This window comes from Pseudomonas sp. SWRI77, assembly GCF_014269105.1.
Taxonomy (GTDB): domain Bacteria; phylum Pseudomonadota; class Gammaproteobacteria; order Pseudomonadales; family Pseudomonadaceae; genus Aquipseudomonas; species Aquipseudomonas capeferrum.
Window position 1 is genome coordinate 1 of record NZ_JABWRV010000002.1, and the last position, 14,171, is coordinate 14,171.

15 protein-coding genes are annotated in these 14,171 nt (G+C 62.8%); 12 read left to right on the forward strand and 3 right to left on the reverse strand.

What is annotated here, in order from left to right; all coding sequences use genetic code 11:
- The coding region (locus HU766_RS02435) for an IS3 family transposase (RefSeq protein ID WP_186653653.1) at positions 1-83 on the forward strand (83 nt) is incomplete at its 5' end.
- 110 nt (positions 84-193) lie between these two features.
- Here HU766_RS02435 and HU766_RS02440 read toward each other — a convergent pair.
- A complete protein-coding gene (locus tag HU766_RS02440) occupies positions 194-838 on the reverse strand; it encodes a helix-turn-helix transcriptional regulator (protein ID WP_186652962.1) in 645 nt (214 codons plus the stop codon).
- Positions 839-1,057: 219 nt separating this feature from the next.
- On the opposite strand from HU766_RS02440, the gene hisN reads away from it, so the two are divergent.
- Both hisN and HU766_RS02450 read left to right on the forward strand, forming a co-directional pair.
- Positions 1,058-1,849 (forward strand): histidinol-phosphatase, encoded by a 792-nt coding sequence (gene hisN, locus HU766_RS02445; RefSeq protein WP_033697704.1) that lies wholly within the window; start codon positions 1,058-1,060, stop codon positions 1,847-1,849.
- Between the two features lie 148 nt (positions 1,850-1,997).
- Positions 1,998-2,729, forward strand: coding sequence for a hypothetical protein (locus HU766_RS02450; RefSeq protein ID WP_033697706.1), 732 nt, complete (start codon positions 1,998-2,000; stop codon positions 2,727-2,729).
- A gap of 11 nt (positions 2,730-2,740) precedes the next feature.
- Here HU766_RS02450 and HU766_RS02455 read toward each other — a convergent pair whose 3' ends face one another.
- Both HU766_RS02455 and HU766_RS02460 read right to left on the reverse strand, forming a co-directional pair.
- The gene (locus HU766_RS02455; RefSeq protein ID WP_186652965.1) at positions 2,741-3,625 is read right to left on the reverse strand and encodes an alpha/beta hydrolase; all 885 of its coding nucleotides are present in this window, start codon (positions 3,623-3,625) and stop codon (positions 2,741-2,743) included.
- A gap of 84 nt (positions 3,626-3,709) precedes the next feature.
- Positions 3,710-4,672: a LysR family transcriptional regulator gene (locus HU766_RS02460; protein ID WP_047583596.1), complete on the reverse strand. Its 963-nt coding sequence runs from the start codon at positions 4,670-4,672 to the stop codon at positions 3,710-3,712.
- Positions 4,673-5,027: 355 nt separating this feature from the next.
- On the opposite strand from HU766_RS02460, the gene HU766_RS02465 reads away from it, so the two are divergent.
- The 9 genes from HU766_RS02465 (at position 5,028) to HU766_RS02505 (ending at position 14,129) form a co-directional block, all read left to right on the forward strand.
- Complete coding sequence (locus HU766_RS02465; RefSeq protein WP_271910504.1) at positions 5,028-5,906, forward strand: glycine betaine/L-proline ABC transporter ATP-binding protein; 879 nt, start codon at positions 5,028-5,030, stop codon at positions 5,904-5,906.
- 19 nt (positions 5,907-5,925) lie between these two features.
- Positions 5,926-6,879, forward strand: coding sequence for a glycine betaine/L-proline ABC transporter permease ProW (proW, locus tag HU766_RS02470; RefSeq protein ID WP_186652967.1), 954 nt, complete (start codon positions 5,926-5,928; stop codon positions 6,877-6,879).
- A 58-nt stretch (positions 6,880-6,937) separates the two neighbouring features.
- Positions 6,938-7,966 (forward strand): glycine betaine/L-proline ABC transporter substrate-binding protein ProX, encoded by a 1,029-nt coding sequence (proX, locus tag HU766_RS02475; protein ID WP_186652969.1) that lies wholly within the window; start codon positions 6,938-6,940, stop codon positions 7,964-7,966.
- Positions 7,967-8,045: 79 nt separating this feature from the next.
- Entirely contained in the window at positions 8,046-9,092 is a 1,047-nt protein-coding gene (locus tag HU766_RS02480; protein WP_186652971.1) for a GlxA family transcriptional regulator, read from the forward strand.
- 237 nt (positions 9,093-9,329) lie between these two features.
- A complete protein-coding gene (locus HU766_RS02485; protein WP_186652973.1) occupies positions 9,330-10,286 on the forward strand; it encodes an AraC family transcriptional regulator in 957 nt (318 codons plus the stop codon).
- A 101-nt stretch (positions 10,287-10,387) separates the two neighbouring features.
- Positions 10,388-11,746: a benzoate 1,2-dioxygenase large subunit gene (benA, locus tag HU766_RS02490; protein ID WP_047583601.1), complete on the forward strand. Its 1,359-nt coding sequence runs from the start codon at positions 10,388-10,390 to the stop codon at positions 11,744-11,746.
- Complete coding sequence (benB, locus tag HU766_RS02495; protein WP_186652974.1) at positions 11,743-12,228, forward strand: benzoate 1,2-dioxygenase small subunit; 486 nt, start codon at positions 11,743-11,745, stop codon at positions 12,226-12,228. Before benA ends, benB begins: the two co-directional genes overlap by 4 nt.
- A 70-nt stretch (positions 12,229-12,298) precedes the next feature.
- Entirely contained in the window at positions 12,299-13,312 is a 1,014-nt protein-coding gene (gene benC, locus HU766_RS02500; protein WP_033697720.1) for a benzoate 1,2-dioxygenase electron transfer component BenC, read from the forward strand.
- 55 nt (positions 13,313-13,367) lie between these two features.
- A complete protein-coding gene (locus tag HU766_RS02505; protein ID WP_033697722.1) occupies positions 13,368-14,129 on the forward strand; it encodes a 1,6-dihydroxycyclohexa-2,4-diene-1-carboxylate dehydrogenase in 762 nt (253 codons plus the stop codon).
- The last annotated feature ends 42 nt before the right edge of the window (positions 14,130-14,171 follow it).

Genomic DNA, 14,171 nt, shown 5'->3' on the forward strand with positions numbered 1-14,171 from the left:
TCCACTACTACAACCATGACCGCATCAAGCTGAGGCTCAATGGCCTGAGCCCTGTCGAGTACAGGACCCAGGCGGCAGCATAGAACTGTCCAACTTTTTGGGGGCAGTCCAGAGACTGCACTCCCACAGAGACTGTGCTTACTCTGTGGGAGCGGGCTTGCCCCGCGAAGAGGCCGTGACAGGCAACACATGATCAATCGGCGGTATACATCCAGCGCATCAACGAATGCCGCCCGCTGATCCCCAGCTTGATCGCCGCCCGGCGCAAATAGCTCTCGACGGTATTCACCTTCAAGGCCAACCGCTCGGCCTGCTCCGGGGCGGTATGCCCGGCCAGCAGGCCAAGGCACACCTGGCACTCACGTTCTGACAACTTCAGCCCCGATTGTCCCAGGCGGTCGGTAAAGCGCTGCTCCAGGCTCTCCTGGGGGGGGCGCTCTGGGGCGGGTTGCAAGGCATTGATGTGTTTCTCCAGCATCGGCAACAGCAGCGGCGAGATATCGTCCAGGCGGTTGCGTTCGAAGGCCGAAAACCCGTAGGTCGAGTCGGCGCGCAGGACATGGATCTCATAGCGCGAATCGCCTTTGCGGCGGATCATGTGCAAGCGCGAAGGGTCGCTGAAATCCCTGGCCGGCGGCTCGTCCGAGGAAAACACCGTCTCGTCGATCAGGGTGGCGTGGCTGTTATAGCCGGCCGGTGCCATTGGCAACAGGCGTATGTGCGTGGCATCGATGGTCAGGTGGGCCTGGATCAGGTCGTGCAGCATGCGCGGGAACTGGCGGCTGCCGGTGCTGGCAATCACTTTGCCAATTTGCGGGTAGAGCAGGTGCGAATTCATCGTGTCATCCATGAGGTTCGGTGGTGCAAATCCCCGTCTGCCTGCTGGCCCGCATCCTGGGCCGCATTCGGGAGGTGATGGGTATCCTAGTACAACGATTGGGTGACGGTTAAATGAAGTGGCGATAATGTCATAATAGTGGCCATGTTGCTGGGCGGCTGGTGCGGCGCGGCTTGTCGGGTATGATGCTGGCCCCACTATCTTCAAGAGGCCTGCCCCATGTCCCTGAGTGCTGAACAGATCGTCGAATACCGCGCCTTTGCCGAGCAGCTGGCTGATGCCGCCGCGCTGGCGATAAAGCCGTATTTTCGCGCCAGCCTGGACGTCGAGGACAAGGGCGGGCGCTTGTATGACCCGGTGACGGTGGCCGACAAGGCGGCCGAAGACGCCATGCGCGAACTGATCCAGGCCCGCTACCCCGAGCACGGCATTCTGGGTGAAGAGCAGGGCGTGGCGGTGGGGACCAGCCCGTTGACCTGGGTGCTCGACCCCATCGACGGCACCCGCGCCTTCATCACCGGCTTGCCGCTGTGGGGCACGTTGATTGCCCTGAACGACGGTGTACGCCCGGTCGTAGGCGTGATGAACCAGCCCTTCACCGGCGAACGCTTCGTCGGCACCCCGCAAGGTGCCTGGAGCAGCGGCACCCCGCTGAAGACCCGTGCCTGCGCCGACCTGGCCTCGGCCACGCTGATGTGCACCACGCCGGACATGTTCGACACCGCCGAACGCAAGGCGGCCTTCGAGGCGGTTGCCGGCAAGGCCCGGCTGATGCGTTATGGTGGTGACTGCTATGCGTACTGCATGCTGGCTTCGGGCTTTGTCGATGTGATCGTCGAAGCCAGCCTGCAGCCGTATGACGTGCAGGCATTGATGCCGATCATCGAAGGGGCGGGCGGGCTGATCACGGCTTGGGACGGCAGCTCGGCGCAGCATGGCGGCTGTGTGGTGGCGTGTGGTGACCCGGTATTGCATGCGCAGATGGTGGAGATGCTGCGCCACGCCCTGTAAGTGCTGTGTTGTCGATGGCGGCCTCTTCGCGGGGCCAGTCCTGATACCCAGTTACCGCAACCATCGCACTTTTTCCGGTTTGTGCGCTCTATGCTTGGCCAGGCCGCGCTGATCCCCGGTGCGGCCGCCGAATATCGACCCGGTGCCGATGGTTGCAAGCCCTTTCAAAACCCTCCCCGGCCTGCTGCTGGCAGGCGCCTTGACCTGCCTGTGTGCCTGCACCCAGGAGCAAGGCCGTGACATCGTCAGCCAGTTTGGCAACGGCAAGCCCAGCGAGCTGTTCCAGACCAGTGTCGACCGCCTGGCGACGCTGTCCATGCGCGACAACCTGCAGAGCCTGTACCTGCTGATGAACAAGCTGTACCTGCGCAACCCGAACCAGTGGAAGATGTCCGGCTACGTCGATGCCGCCACGGCCGAGCGGCAGATCCGCATCGCCATCGAGCAGCGCCAACCCTTGGCGCAGTTGGGCAATCGGCGCGACCTTGCGGCCCTGAGTTACGCCCTGAGCCCGGAGTTTCGTGGCGATCGGGTCGGTGCGTTCATCTACGCCATCGGCAGCATGTTGATCACCGCCCATGGCGGGCGCTCCGAGTTCTACATGACCGACACCATCGACCCGCTGTTCGTCAACAACGCGGCGCGTAATATCGAGAAGGCCACCTGGATGCTCAGCCAGCGCCAGGATGCCAATGGCGTGCTGTTGCTGTTCTCCAACGAGATTTCGGAGGAGGGCAGCAACCTGAGTTTCGCCGTTGAGTTCGGCAAGATCGTCGCGCGCCTGGATTTGCTCGCAGAGCTGCTGGATGAGCGCTATCGGCGGATCGGGCTCAACTATGCGCAAAGCCTGTTGCTGATGAATTTTTTGCCGGTGCAGTGAATACCCTGCCTTCACAACAACGCCTGAATCGCCCGCCGATACCGTTGCCCTGCCAGGCTCATGCTGTTGTTGTGGGTAGCCCCCGGCACCAGTAACAAGGTCTTCGGCTCTTGCGCTGCGTCGAACAGCTGTCGGCTGAACCGCGAGGGTACAAAGCGATCGTCCAGCCCGTGCACCAGCAGCAACGGCAGGCCTACGTCCTTGATCTTGTCCAGCGAATCGAATTTTTGCGACATCAGCCAACGCACGGGCAGGGTGGTATCGGCAACAGCCGCAGCGACGTCGCCCAGGGAGGTGAAGGTGGATTCGAGTATCAAACCCCGAGCGGGGGGCGGGCTGCCGTCCTTGTGGGCTTGCCGTGCAAGCGCCATGGCCAGCTCGACCGCGACCGCGCCCCCCAGGGAGTGGCCGAAGATCAACCGCTTGTTGGCATCAGGTTGCAGCTGGGCGAAGCGTGCCCAGGCGATCTGCGCATCTTCGTACACCGTCGCCTCGGAGGGCAGGCCGCCACGGCTCTGGCCAAAGCCGCGGTAATCCACGGCCAGCACCGAATAGCCCATGGCATGCAACTGCTCGATGCGGAACAATTGCCCGGTAAGGTTCCAGCGCACGCCGTGCAGGTACAGGATCGCAGGCGCATCGGCGCGTTTAGCCGGCCACCACCAGGCGTGCAGGCTCTGGTTGTCGGTGAAGCTGTGCGGGCGCAGGTCAAGTTCCTGCACCCCGCTGGGCAGGCCGCGGAACCAGCTGGCCTGGCCCGGCTCGATGCGGAACACCAGCTCGCGCTCTTTGTGTTGCAGAACGGCGCAGCCGGTGGGGAGGCCGATGACCAGCAGGGTGGCGCACAGCCAGGTGAGCCAACGGCGGCGCAGGTGGGTAAGGAAGAAAGTCGGCATGGCGCGGTTGTACCAGATGCATGGGGTTGGATGTCGGGAAAAACGCCGAGCGGTAGCTGCGCCCTTGCGCGACGCAAGGCCGCTCTACAACAGCGGCTGGAACGCTGACAGCAGCCAATCGCGCAGGCGTCGGCAGCTGGGCTCATGTTCCTTGTCTTCGTTGAAGGCCAGGAAGTGGAAGGTGTCCTTGAGCTCCAACTGCTGCGCCACCGGCCGCACCAGCAACCCTTGGGCAACGAGCGGGGCCACCAGATGGTGCCAGCCCAACGCCACGCCCTGGCTGCCCAAGGCAAGCTGCACCAGCAGGTTGTAGTCATTGGCATTGAAGAAATGCGGCGCCGTGCTGGAGCGGCTTTTCAGGTCGACATCATGGAACGCCAACCAAACGTTCCAGTCCACGTGTTCGGCCACCTGCGAGCGGCCATAAGGGCTGAGGTTGAGCAGCGAGCCATCGCGAATGCCTTCCAGGGTGGCCAGCTGCGGGTGCTGGGCCAGGTAGTGCGGGCTGCACACCGGGTAGATCAGGTCATGGTTAAGCGGGTGGCAGCTATAGCCCGCCTGGATCTTGCCCAGCTTGGTGATGTAGATGTCCGGCCGCACCCCAGGCTCCATCGACAAAAAGTTCTGGGTGGTCACCAGGTTGATGTCGATATCCGGGTTCTCGTCGAAGAACTTCGGCATCCGTGGCCCCAGCCACAAGGCGGCAAACGCCGGTGAGCAGCACAGGGTGACCACGTGCTTGGTGTTGGTATTGCTGCGGATTCGCTCGGCCGCCTGGGAGATGTTGACGAACGATAACTGCACCGCATCGAAGAAGATCGACCCGGCCACGGTCAGCTCCACCGCGCGGCCGACCCGGGTGAAGAGTTCGGCACCCAGGTAGGTCTCCAGCTCGCGGATCTGCCGGCTTACCGCCGCTTGGGTCACGCACAGCGCTTCGGCGGCACGGGTGAAGTTCTGGTATTTGGCGGCCGCGACGAACACTTTGACCGCGCGCAGCGAAGGCATCTTGAGCAGGGTCTGATCGGGTTCGGAGTGTCTGACCATGGTGCTGGGGTGGGGTCCTTCGTCTAGCCAAGGCCCTCACTCTAGCCTTTGCGCACCCTACGGTAAATGCACAAGCGCTCTGCCACCGGGGCTGCCGCCCAATTGATAACCTCAGGTAATGGTTAGCGCCCTGCAAATGTCGTTGGACCCGCTCTGGAGCTAGGCATAACGTGAAATACCGGCGCGACATTGAGACATCGATGTCGAATAATTTTTTGAAGCAGGACTTTCTGCGTGCCGGTTTTGACTCACGTTCGATTTTGAACGGACTGCCAAGCGTACTCGCACTGATCTACCCGCCTTATTGAAAGTGCGAAGTTAATAGATTGGTTATAAGCATAATAAAGAGGGTCGTATGAGCCATGCCGATGAGATTCTTTCGGTAAACAACATCTTCAAAGTGTTCGGCCCCAACCCGAACATGGCCATGGAGATGCTCCGCAAGGGCGCCGACAAGAACGAAATCTTCAGCAAGACCGGCCACGTCGTCGGCGTGTTCGATGCAAGTTTTTCCGTCAAGCGTGGCGAAATCTTCGTCATCATGGGCCTGTCAGGCTCGGGCAAGTCGACCATGGTGCGGCTGTTCAACCGCCTGATCGAACCCACCTCTGGCAGCATCCACCTCAACGGCCGTGAAATCACCGGGCTGTCCGATAAAGCCTTGCTTGATGTGCGCCGCAAGGAAATGGGCATGGTGTTCCAGTCCTTTGCCCTGATGCCGCACATGAGCGTGCTGCAGAACACGGCCTTTGGCCTGGAAATCGCCGGCGTCGGCGAAGCCGAGCGCCACAGCCGTGCCCGCGAAGCGCTGAGCCAGGTTGGCCTGGCCGGCCACGAGCACAGCTACCCGCACCAGCTTTCCGGTGGCATGCAACAACGGGTAGGGCTGGCCCGCGCGCTGGCCAACGACCCGACCATCCTGCTGATGGACGAAGCGTTCTCGGCCCTCGACCCGCTGATCCGCAGCGAGATGCAGGGCGAACTGATGCGCCTGCAGGCCGAACAGCAGCGCACCATCATCTTCATTTCCCACGACATCGAGGAGGCTATCCGCATTGGCCACCGCATCGCGATCATGGAGGGCGGCCGGGTGGTGCAGATCGGCACGCCGCAAGCGCTGATCAACCAGCCGGCCAACGACTATGTACGCGCGTTCTTCAAGACCTTCAATAGCCGCTGCCAGTGCGCCAGCCTGGCAAACAGCGCGCCGTTGCAGTCCCTGAGCCGCCACTGAACCTACGCGAGGTTGTTCCATGCCCGAATTCAGCCTGCTCGACCCGTTCCAGGCGGCCACCATCCCCCTGGGTGACTGGGTCACCGCCACCCTCAACTTCCTCGTGCACAACTTCCGCGAGGTGTTCCGCGCCATTCGCTGGCCGATCGACCAGGTGCTCAATGGCATCGAGTTCACCCTGCAGAGCATTCCACCCACCATTGGCATCCTGCTGTCGTCGTTGCTCGGCTGGCAGCTGGCCGGCAAGCGCATGGCGCTGTTGTGCTTCGTCACCCTGACCCTGCTCGGTTTGATTGGCGTCTGGTCGGAGTCGATGACCACTCTGGCGCTGGTGCTCACCTCGGTGTTCTTCTGCGCGGTGATCGGTATTCCGCTGGGCATCGTCTGCGCCCGCAGCAACCGCCTGGAAAGTATCATTCGCCCGCTGCTCGATGCCATGCAGACGCTGCCGGCGTTCGTCTACCTGGTGCCGGTGGTGATGCTGTTCGGTATCGGCAACGTGCCGGGCGTGCTGGTGACCATCGTCTTCGCCTTGCCACCGCTGGTACGCCTGACCAACCTGGGCATCCGCCAGGTGCCGGAAGACAAGATCGAAGCCGCCCGCGCCTTTGGCTGCACGCCGCGGCAGATGTTGACCCGGGTGCAGCTGCCGCTGGCCACCTCGACCATCATGGCCGGGCTCAACCAGACCCTGATGCTGTCGCTGTCGATGGTGGTGATCGCCTCGATGATCTCGGTCGGCGGCCTGGGCCAGATGGTGCTGCGCGGCATCGGCCGGCTGGACATGGGCCTGGCCACGGTCGGTGGCGTCGGGCTGGTGCTGCTGGCGATCTTCCTCGACCGCCTGACCCAGGCCATGGGCGCGCGCAGCAGCGCCGACCCGAGCCTGCGCTGGTACCACACCGGGCCGGTGGGCGTGGTGCTGCGCCTGTGCGGTGCAGGGCAAGCTGCAGGGCGGCGCAAGACCGCCTGACACAACCCCATTTCGAACTGCCGCACACGCTATAAAAACCACAAGAAGGTACGCGACGATGTTGGAATCCATGTTTTCCCGCAGCATCCTGCAAGGCGCCAGTGCCTTGGCCCTGGTTGTCGCCTCGCTGTGCGCCAACGCTTCGGCCGACCAGCCGGGCGAAGGCGTGAAGGTGACGCCGATCTTCCCCTCCATTGCCGAGGAGCGCTTCCGTGGCGAGGTGGCCATGGAGGGCCTGCACGAGCTGGGCTACAAGGTCCAGGAACCCAAGGAAACCGAATACGGCGTAATGATGGTGGCGCTGGCCAACGGCGATGCCGACTTCACCGTGCACCTGTGGGACAAGCTGCACGACAAGTTCTACCAGCAGGCCGGTGGCAATGACGTGATGGTCAAGGCCGGCGACATCATGCCGGGCGTGCTGCAGGGCTACCTGATCGACAAGAAGACCGCTGAGCAGTACCACATCAAGTACATCACCGACCTGAAAAAGCCAGAGATCGCCAAGTTGTTCGACACCGACAGCGACGGCAAGGCCAACCTCACCGGCTGCAACCCCGGCTGGGGCTGCGAGCTGGTCATCGCCCACCACATGAAGGCCTACGACCTGGGCGATAGCGTGCACGTGGACCAGGGTTCGTACTTTGCGCTGATGGCCGACACCATCACCCGCTACAAGGAAGGCAAGCCGATCCTGTACTTCACCTGGGTGCCACAGTGGATTTCCACCGTGCTGGTCGAGGACAAGGACGTGGTCTGGCTGGAAGTGCCGAAGACCGATCTACCCGATGGCAACAACGCGGTCGACACGATGTACAAGGGCAAGAACCTGGGCTTTGCGGTCGACAAGGTCGAGGCTGTGATGAACAAGGAGTTTGCCGAAGAGAACCCGGCGGCCACCAAGTTCCTGTCACTGATGCAGATCACCACGGCTGACGAGAGCGCGCAGAACCTGAAGATGCAGCAGGGCGAGAAGAAGCCTGCCGACATCACCCGGCATGCCAAGGAGTGGGTGGCGGCGCACCGCCAGCAGTTCGATGAATGGCTGCAGGCGTCGCGCGCAGCGGCGACCCAGGCCAGCAAGTAACCTGGTCCATCGATGTTGGCTTCATCGCGGGTTCACCTGCGATGAAGGGCACCGCGATTTTCGCAGTAGAGTTGAAACCATGAGCCATTTCGAAAGCACCCTCAAGAACGCCAACCTGGCCCACCTGGACGCGGCTGGCCGCACCGCGCTGTCGATGCCGTGCCAACGCGTCGCCTTCGTGCTGCGCGAGCACTTCTCCATGATGGCCTTCACCGCCGCCATGGACACCTTGGTCACCGCCAACCTGATGAGCGCCACGCCACTGTTTCAGATCCAGGTGGTAGGGGATGGGGCGCAGGTCATGAGCGACCTGGGCATCGCCTTGCCGGTCAACACGCCACTGGCTGAGCTGGATGTGCAGGCCCTGGACAGCCTGTTGGTGTGCGGTGGATTTCGGGTGCGCCTGGAAAGCGCGCCGCTGCTGCGCGCCAAGTTGCGCCAGGCCGACCTGCATGGCTGCCAGCTCGGCGGTTTGTGGAACGGCGCCTACTTCCTGGCCGAGGCGGGCCTGCTCAATGATCACGACTGCGCCTTCCACCCCGATGGCCGGGCGATGATGAGCGAGCTGTACCCCAAGGTACGGGTCAGCCGCCAGGCGCATGTACTGGACCGCCGGCGTTTGAGCTGCGCGGGCGCCAGCAGTGCCTTGGACATGATGCTGGCGTTGCTTGAACACAGCGGCGGCCCGGTATTGCGCCGGGCAGTGGAGCAGATGCTGGCGTGCGACCGCGCGCGGGTGATGAGTGATGCGCCGGCCAGCGCAGCGGAAATCGACCCGAGCCTGCCCAAGGGTGTACGTTTGGCCCTTGAGTTGATGCATGCCAATATCGAAGACCCGATCGGCATCGACGAAATTGCCGAGCATGCGGGGTTGTCGCGTCGTCACTTGGAGCGTTTGTTCCGCCGCCATGTGCAGGCGACACCGCCGCGCTATTACCTGGAGCTGCGCCTGACCCATGCACGCCAGCTGCTGCAACACACCAGCAAGTCACTGACCGAGGTGGCGGTAGCCAGTGGGTTTGTGAGTTTTCCGCATTTCTACCGGCGTTTTCGCGAGCTGTTCGCCATCGCCCCGCGCCAGTTCCGGGCGCGCAGCCAAGGTTGGGCGGTGCAGCAGAGCGCATAATTGTGTTCGGTAATCGAACATTGGGCATTGGCGCCTTGTCCGCTATCCGCCCGCCCATTCCAATCGTCGCATTGCCCAACCCCCGCCTTTTTGCTTAAGTGTGGCCATTCACCGGCTGTCGCCTGCCCCAATTCCCTGCGCCCAGCCCGATAGAATGACCGTGAACGACCGCAACCACCGGCCACAAGCCCGTAGGGAGCGGCGCCCAGAACAATAACGAAACCGAGTGCCTTGCCTATGGAAAGCCGCCTGCTGAGCGAGCGCAGTAGCGTGTTTCATCATGCCGACCCCTATGCTGTGTCCGACTATGTGAACCAGCACGTGGGCCAGCATTGCATCGGCTTGTCCCGCACCACCCATCCCCAGGCCAGCCTCAGCCACCGTAAGTTCGCCGAACTCGACCTGTGCCGCATCAGTTACGGCGGTAGCGTGCGCGTCACCTCGCCAGCACTGGAAACCATCTACCACCTGCAGGTGCTGCTCAACGGCAACTGCCTGTGGCGCGGGCACCAGCGCGAGCATCACCTGGTGCCCGGCGAGCTGCTGCTGATCAACCCTGACGACCCGGTTGACCTGACCTACTCGGAAGACTGCGAGAAATTCATCCTCAAGGTGCCGACCCGGTTGCTCGATTCGATCTGTGACGAGCACCGCTGGCAGCGGCCTGATGGCGGCGTGCGGTTCTTGCGCAACCACTACCGGCTGGAGGAGCTGGACGGGTTCGTGAACCTGCTGGCCATGGTCTGCCATGAAGCCGAGGTGAATGAGCCGTTGCCCCGCGTGCAAGGGCACTACAGCCAGATTGTCGCGAGCAAACTGCTGACCTTGATGAGCACCAACATTCGGCGCGAAAGCCTGAATGCGCCGGCGGCGAGCCTGGAGCGGATACTGGATTACATCGAGCGCAACCTGAAGCTTGAACTGTCAGCCGAGGTGCTCGCAGAGCAGGCCTGCATGAGCTTGCGGTCGCTGTATGCGCTGTTTGATCGGCACCTAGGTACCACGCCCAAACATTATGTGCGGCTGCGCAAGCTGGAGCGGGTGCATGCATGCCTGAGCGATGCCAGTTGCAGCGTGAGGAGTGTGACCGAGCTTGCCATGGACTATGGCTTCCTGCACTTGGGACGCTTTTCGGAAACTTACCGCCAGCGCTATGGGGTATTGCCCTCGGTGACGCTGCGCAACCGCGGTTGATGTGCACAAAGCGGATAGCACTCTGCACGAAAAGGATATTGCCACCACGCCTTGATCCCTAACCTGACATGGTCTGAACAATAACAATGGAGACCCTGGCCATGTCCCTGGGATTCGACTACCTCAATGCCATGCTCGAGGACGACCGTGAACAGGGCATCTACCGCTGCAAGCGCGAGATGTTCACCGACCCACGGCTGTTCGACCTGGAGATGAAACACATCTTCGAGGGCAACTGGATCTACCTGGCCCATGAAAGCCAGATCCCCGAAAAGAACGATTTCCTCACCCTGACCATGGGGCGCCAACCGATCTTCATCGCGCGCAACAAGGACGGGGTGCTCAATGCCTTCCTCAATGCCTGCAGCCACCGTGGTGCCATGCTGTGCCGGCACAAACGCGGCAACCGCGCCAGCTACACCTGCCCGTTCCACGGCTGGACCTTCAACAACAGCGGCAAACTGCTCAAGGTCAAAGACCCGAGCAACGCCGGCTACCCCGACAGCTTCAATTGCGATGGCTCCCACGACCTGACCAAGGTCGCGCGTTTCGAATCGTACCGGGGCTTCCTGTTCGGCAGCCTGAAGGCCGATGTCAAACCGCTGGTGGAGCACCTGGGCGAGTCGGCCAAGATCATCGACATGATCGTCGACCAGTCGCCTGAAGGCCTGGAAGTGCTGCGCGGCGCCAGTTCGTACATCTACGAAGGCAACTGGAAGCTCACTGCCGAGAACGGCGCCGACGGCTACCACGTCAGCTCCGTGCACTGGAACTACGCCGCCACCCAGAACCAGCGCAAACAGCGCGAGTCGGGTGACGAGATCAAGACCATGAGCGCCGGTGCCTGGGCCAAGCAAGGCGGGGGCTTCTATTCCTTCGACCACGGGCACCTGCTGCTGTGGACCCGTTGGGCCAACCCCGAGGACCGCCCGGCATTCGAGCGCCGTGATGAGCTGGTTGCCGACTTCGGCCAGGCACGCGCCGACTGGATGATCGAAAACTCGCGCAACCTGTGCCTGTATCCCAACGTGTACCTGATGGACCAGTTCAGTTCGCAGATCCGCATTGCCCGGCCGATTTCGGTGAACAAGACCGAAATCACCATCTACTGCATTGCGCCCAAAGGCGAAAGCACCGATGCCCGCGCCAAGCGCATCCGCCAGTACGAGGACTTCTTCAACGTCAGTGGCATGGCCACCCCGGACGACCTGGAAGAGTTCCGCTCGTGCCAGACCGGCTACGGCGGCGGTACCGGCTGGAACGACATGTCCCGCGGCGCTGCGCACTGGGTCGAAGGCGCCGACGAGGCAGCCCGCGAAATCGAGCTCAAACCGCTGCTGTCGGGTGTGCGCACCGAGGACGAAGGCCTGTTCGTGCTGCAGCACAAGTACTGGCAGGACACCATGATCCAGGCGCTCAAGGATGACCAGCAACTGATCCCCGTGGAGGCCGTGCAATGAGCCTCTACGAAACCGTGCGCGACTTCCTCTACCGCGAAGCGCGCTACCTGGACGATGCCCAGTGGGACCAGTGGCTGGAGCTGTATGCCGCCGACGCCAGCTTCTGGATGCCGGCTTGGGACGATGACGACCGCCTCACCACCGACCCGCAAAGCGAGATATCGCTGATCTGGTACGGCAACCGTGGCGGCCTCGAGGACCGGGTGTTCCGCATCAAGACCGAGCGCTCCAGTGCGACCGTGCCGGATACCCGCACCTCGCACAACATCAGCAACATCGAGATCGTCGAGCAAAGCGAGGGCTACTGCCAGGTGCGCTTCAACTGGCACACCCTGAGCTTTCGCTACAAGACCACCGACAGCTACTTCGGCAGCAGCTTCTACACCCTTGACCTGCGCGGCGAGCAACCGCTGATCCAGGCCAAGAAGGTGGTGCTGAAGAACGACTACGTGCGTCAGGTCATCGACATCTACCACATCTGATCCGAGGTAACGCGAGCCGCTCGGTGTGCCGCTTGGCGCGCCGTGGCGAGGCTCGCCCGCGAGGTGCTACATGAGCTTCCAGATCGCACTGAATTTCGAAGACGGGGTGACCCGCTTCATCGAGGCCGATGGCCATGAAACCGTGGCCGATGCGGCCTATCGCCAGGGCATCAACATCCCGCTGGACTGCCGCGACGGCGCCTGCGGCACCTGCAAGTGCAAGGCCGAAGCCGGGCGTTACGACCTGGGCGATAACTTCATCGAAGACGCCCTGAACGAGGACGAAATCGCCGAAGGCTACGTGCTGACCTGCCAGATGCGCGCCGAAGCCGACTGCGTGCTACGCATCCCGGCGTCTTCGCAACTGTGCAAGACCGAGCAGGCCAGCTTCGAGGCCGCCATCAGCGATGTGCGCCAGTTGTCGGCAAGCACCATTGCCCTGTCGATCAAGGGCGAGGCCTTGAGCCGGCTGGCGTTTCTGCCGGGGCAGTACGTCAACCTCAAGGTGCCGGGCAGCGAGCAGAGCCGTGCCTACTCGTTCAGCTCGCTGCAAAAGGACGGCGAAGTCAGCTTCCTGATCCGTAACGTACCCGGCGGGCTGATGAGCAGTTTCCTCACCAGCCTGGCCAAGGCCGGCGACAGCATGAGCCTGGCAGGGCCGCTGGGCAGCTTCTACCTGCGGCCGATTCAGCGGCCGCTGTTGCTGCTGGCCGGTGGTACCGGGCTGGCACCGTTCACCGCGATGCTGGAGAAGATCGCCGAGCAGGGTAGCGAACACCCGTTGCACCTGATCTACGGGGTGACCAACGACTTCGACCTGGTCGAACTGGACCGCCTGCAGGCCTTGGCGGCGCGCATCCCCAACTTCACCTTCAGTGCCTGCGTGGCCAACCCTGACAGCCAGCATCCGCAGAAGGGTTACGTCACCCAGCACATCGAGCCGCGCCACCTCAACGACGGCGATGTGGATGTGTACCTGTGCGGGCCGCCGCCGATGGTCGAGGCGGTCAGCCAGTACGTGCGTGAGCAGGGGATTACGCCGGTGAACTTCTACTACGAGAAGTTCGCGGCGGCTGCGGCCTGAGCGTTCGTGGGGGCTGCCGCTCCCACCCAGACAGCATCAATATGGAGCGTTTCAGATGACGACAAGATTTCACGATAAAGTCGCCCTGGTCACCGGTGCTGCCCAGGGCATTGGCCGAGGGGTGTGCTGGCGGCTGAAGGCCGAAGGCGCGCAAGTGGTGGCGGTGGACCGTTCCGAGCTGGTGCACGAACTGGCCGGGGAGGGCATGCTGACCCTCACCGCCGACCTCGAGCAGCACAGCGATTGTGCCCGGGTCATGGCCGCTGCAGTCGAGGCCTTCGGGCGCCTCGACATCCTGGTCAACAACGTCGGCGGGACCATTTGGGCCAAGCCCTTCGAACACTATGAAGTGGAACAGATCGAGGCCGAAGTGCGCCGCTCACTGTTCCCGACCTTATGGTGCTGCCACGCCGCGTTGCCCTACATGCTCGAACGTGGGGCAGGGGCCATCGTCAACGTTTCGTCCATCGCCACCCGTGGCGTCAACCGCGTGCCCTACGGCGCGGCCAAAGGCGGCGTGAACGCACTGACCGCCTGCCTGGCCTTCGAAACCGCCGGCCGCGGTATCCGCGTCAATGCCACCGCCCCTGGCGGCACCGAGGCGCCGCCGCGGCGGGTGCCACGCAACAGCGCCGAGCAGAGCGAGCAGGAAAAGGCCTGGTACCAGCAAATCGTCGACCAGACCCTCGACAGCAGCCTGATGCACCGCTACGGCAGCATCGACGAGCAGGTTGGCGCCATCCTCTTCCTGGCCTCCGACGAGGCCTCCTACATCACCGGTGTGACCCTGCCGGTAGGGGGCGGCGACCTCGGCTGAGCCACACCCTTAGGCAAAGGTTTTCTTCCACAACAAAAACAA

Bases quoted from the DNA above. Each gene is read 5' to 3' on its own strand.
- proX (WP_186652969.1), top strand. From the start codon at position 6,938: ATGTTGGAATCCATGTTTTCCCGCAGCATCCTGCAAGGCGCCAGTGCC.
- HU766_RS02460 (WP_047583596.1), bottom strand. From the start codon at position 4,672: ATGGTCAGACACTCCGAACCCGATCAGACCCTGCTCAAGATGCCTTCG.
- HU766_RS02485 (WP_186652973.1), top strand. From the start codon at position 9,330: ATGGAAAGCCGCCTGCTGAGCGAGCGCAGTAGCGTGTTTCATCATGCC.
- proW (WP_186652967.1), top strand. From the start codon at position 5,926: ATGCCCGAATTCAGCCTGCTCGACCCGTTCCAGGCGGCCACCATCCCC.
- HU766_RS02455 (WP_186652965.1), bottom strand. From the start codon at position 3,625: ATGCCGACTTTCTTCCTTACCCACCTGCGCCGCCGTTGGCTCACCTGG.
- HU766_RS02450 (WP_033697706.1), top strand. From the start codon at position 1,998: ATGGTTGCAAGCCCTTTCAAAACCCTCCCCGGCCTGCTGCTGGCAGGC.
- HU766_RS02505 (WP_033697722.1), top strand. From the start codon at position 13,368: ATGACGACAAGATTTCACGATAAAGTCGCCCTGGTCACCGGTGCTGCC.
- benA (WP_047583601.1), top strand. From the start codon at position 10,388: ATGTCCCTGGGATTCGACTACCTCAATGCCATGCTCGAGGACGACCGT.
- benB (WP_186652974.1), top strand. From the start codon at position 11,743: ATGAGCCTCTACGAAACCGTGCGCGACTTCCTCTACCGCGAAGCGCGC.
- HU766_RS02440 (WP_186652962.1), bottom strand. From the start codon at position 838: ATGAATTCGCACCTGCTCTACCCGCAAATTGGCAAAGTGATTGCCAGC.
- hisN (WP_033697704.1), top strand. From the start codon at position 1,058: ATGTCCCTGAGTGCTGAACAGATCGTCGAATACCGCGCCTTTGCCGAG.
- HU766_RS02480 (WP_186652971.1), top strand. From the start codon at position 8,046: ATGAGCCATTTCGAAAGCACCCTCAAGAACGCCAACCTGGCCCACCTG.
- benC (WP_033697720.1), top strand. From the start codon at position 12,299: ATGAGCTTCCAGATCGCACTGAATTTCGAAGACGGGGTGACCCGCTTC.
- HU766_RS02465 (WP_271910504.1), top strand. From the start codon at position 5,028: ATGAGCCATGCCGATGAGATTCTTTCGGTAAACAACATCTTCAAAGTG.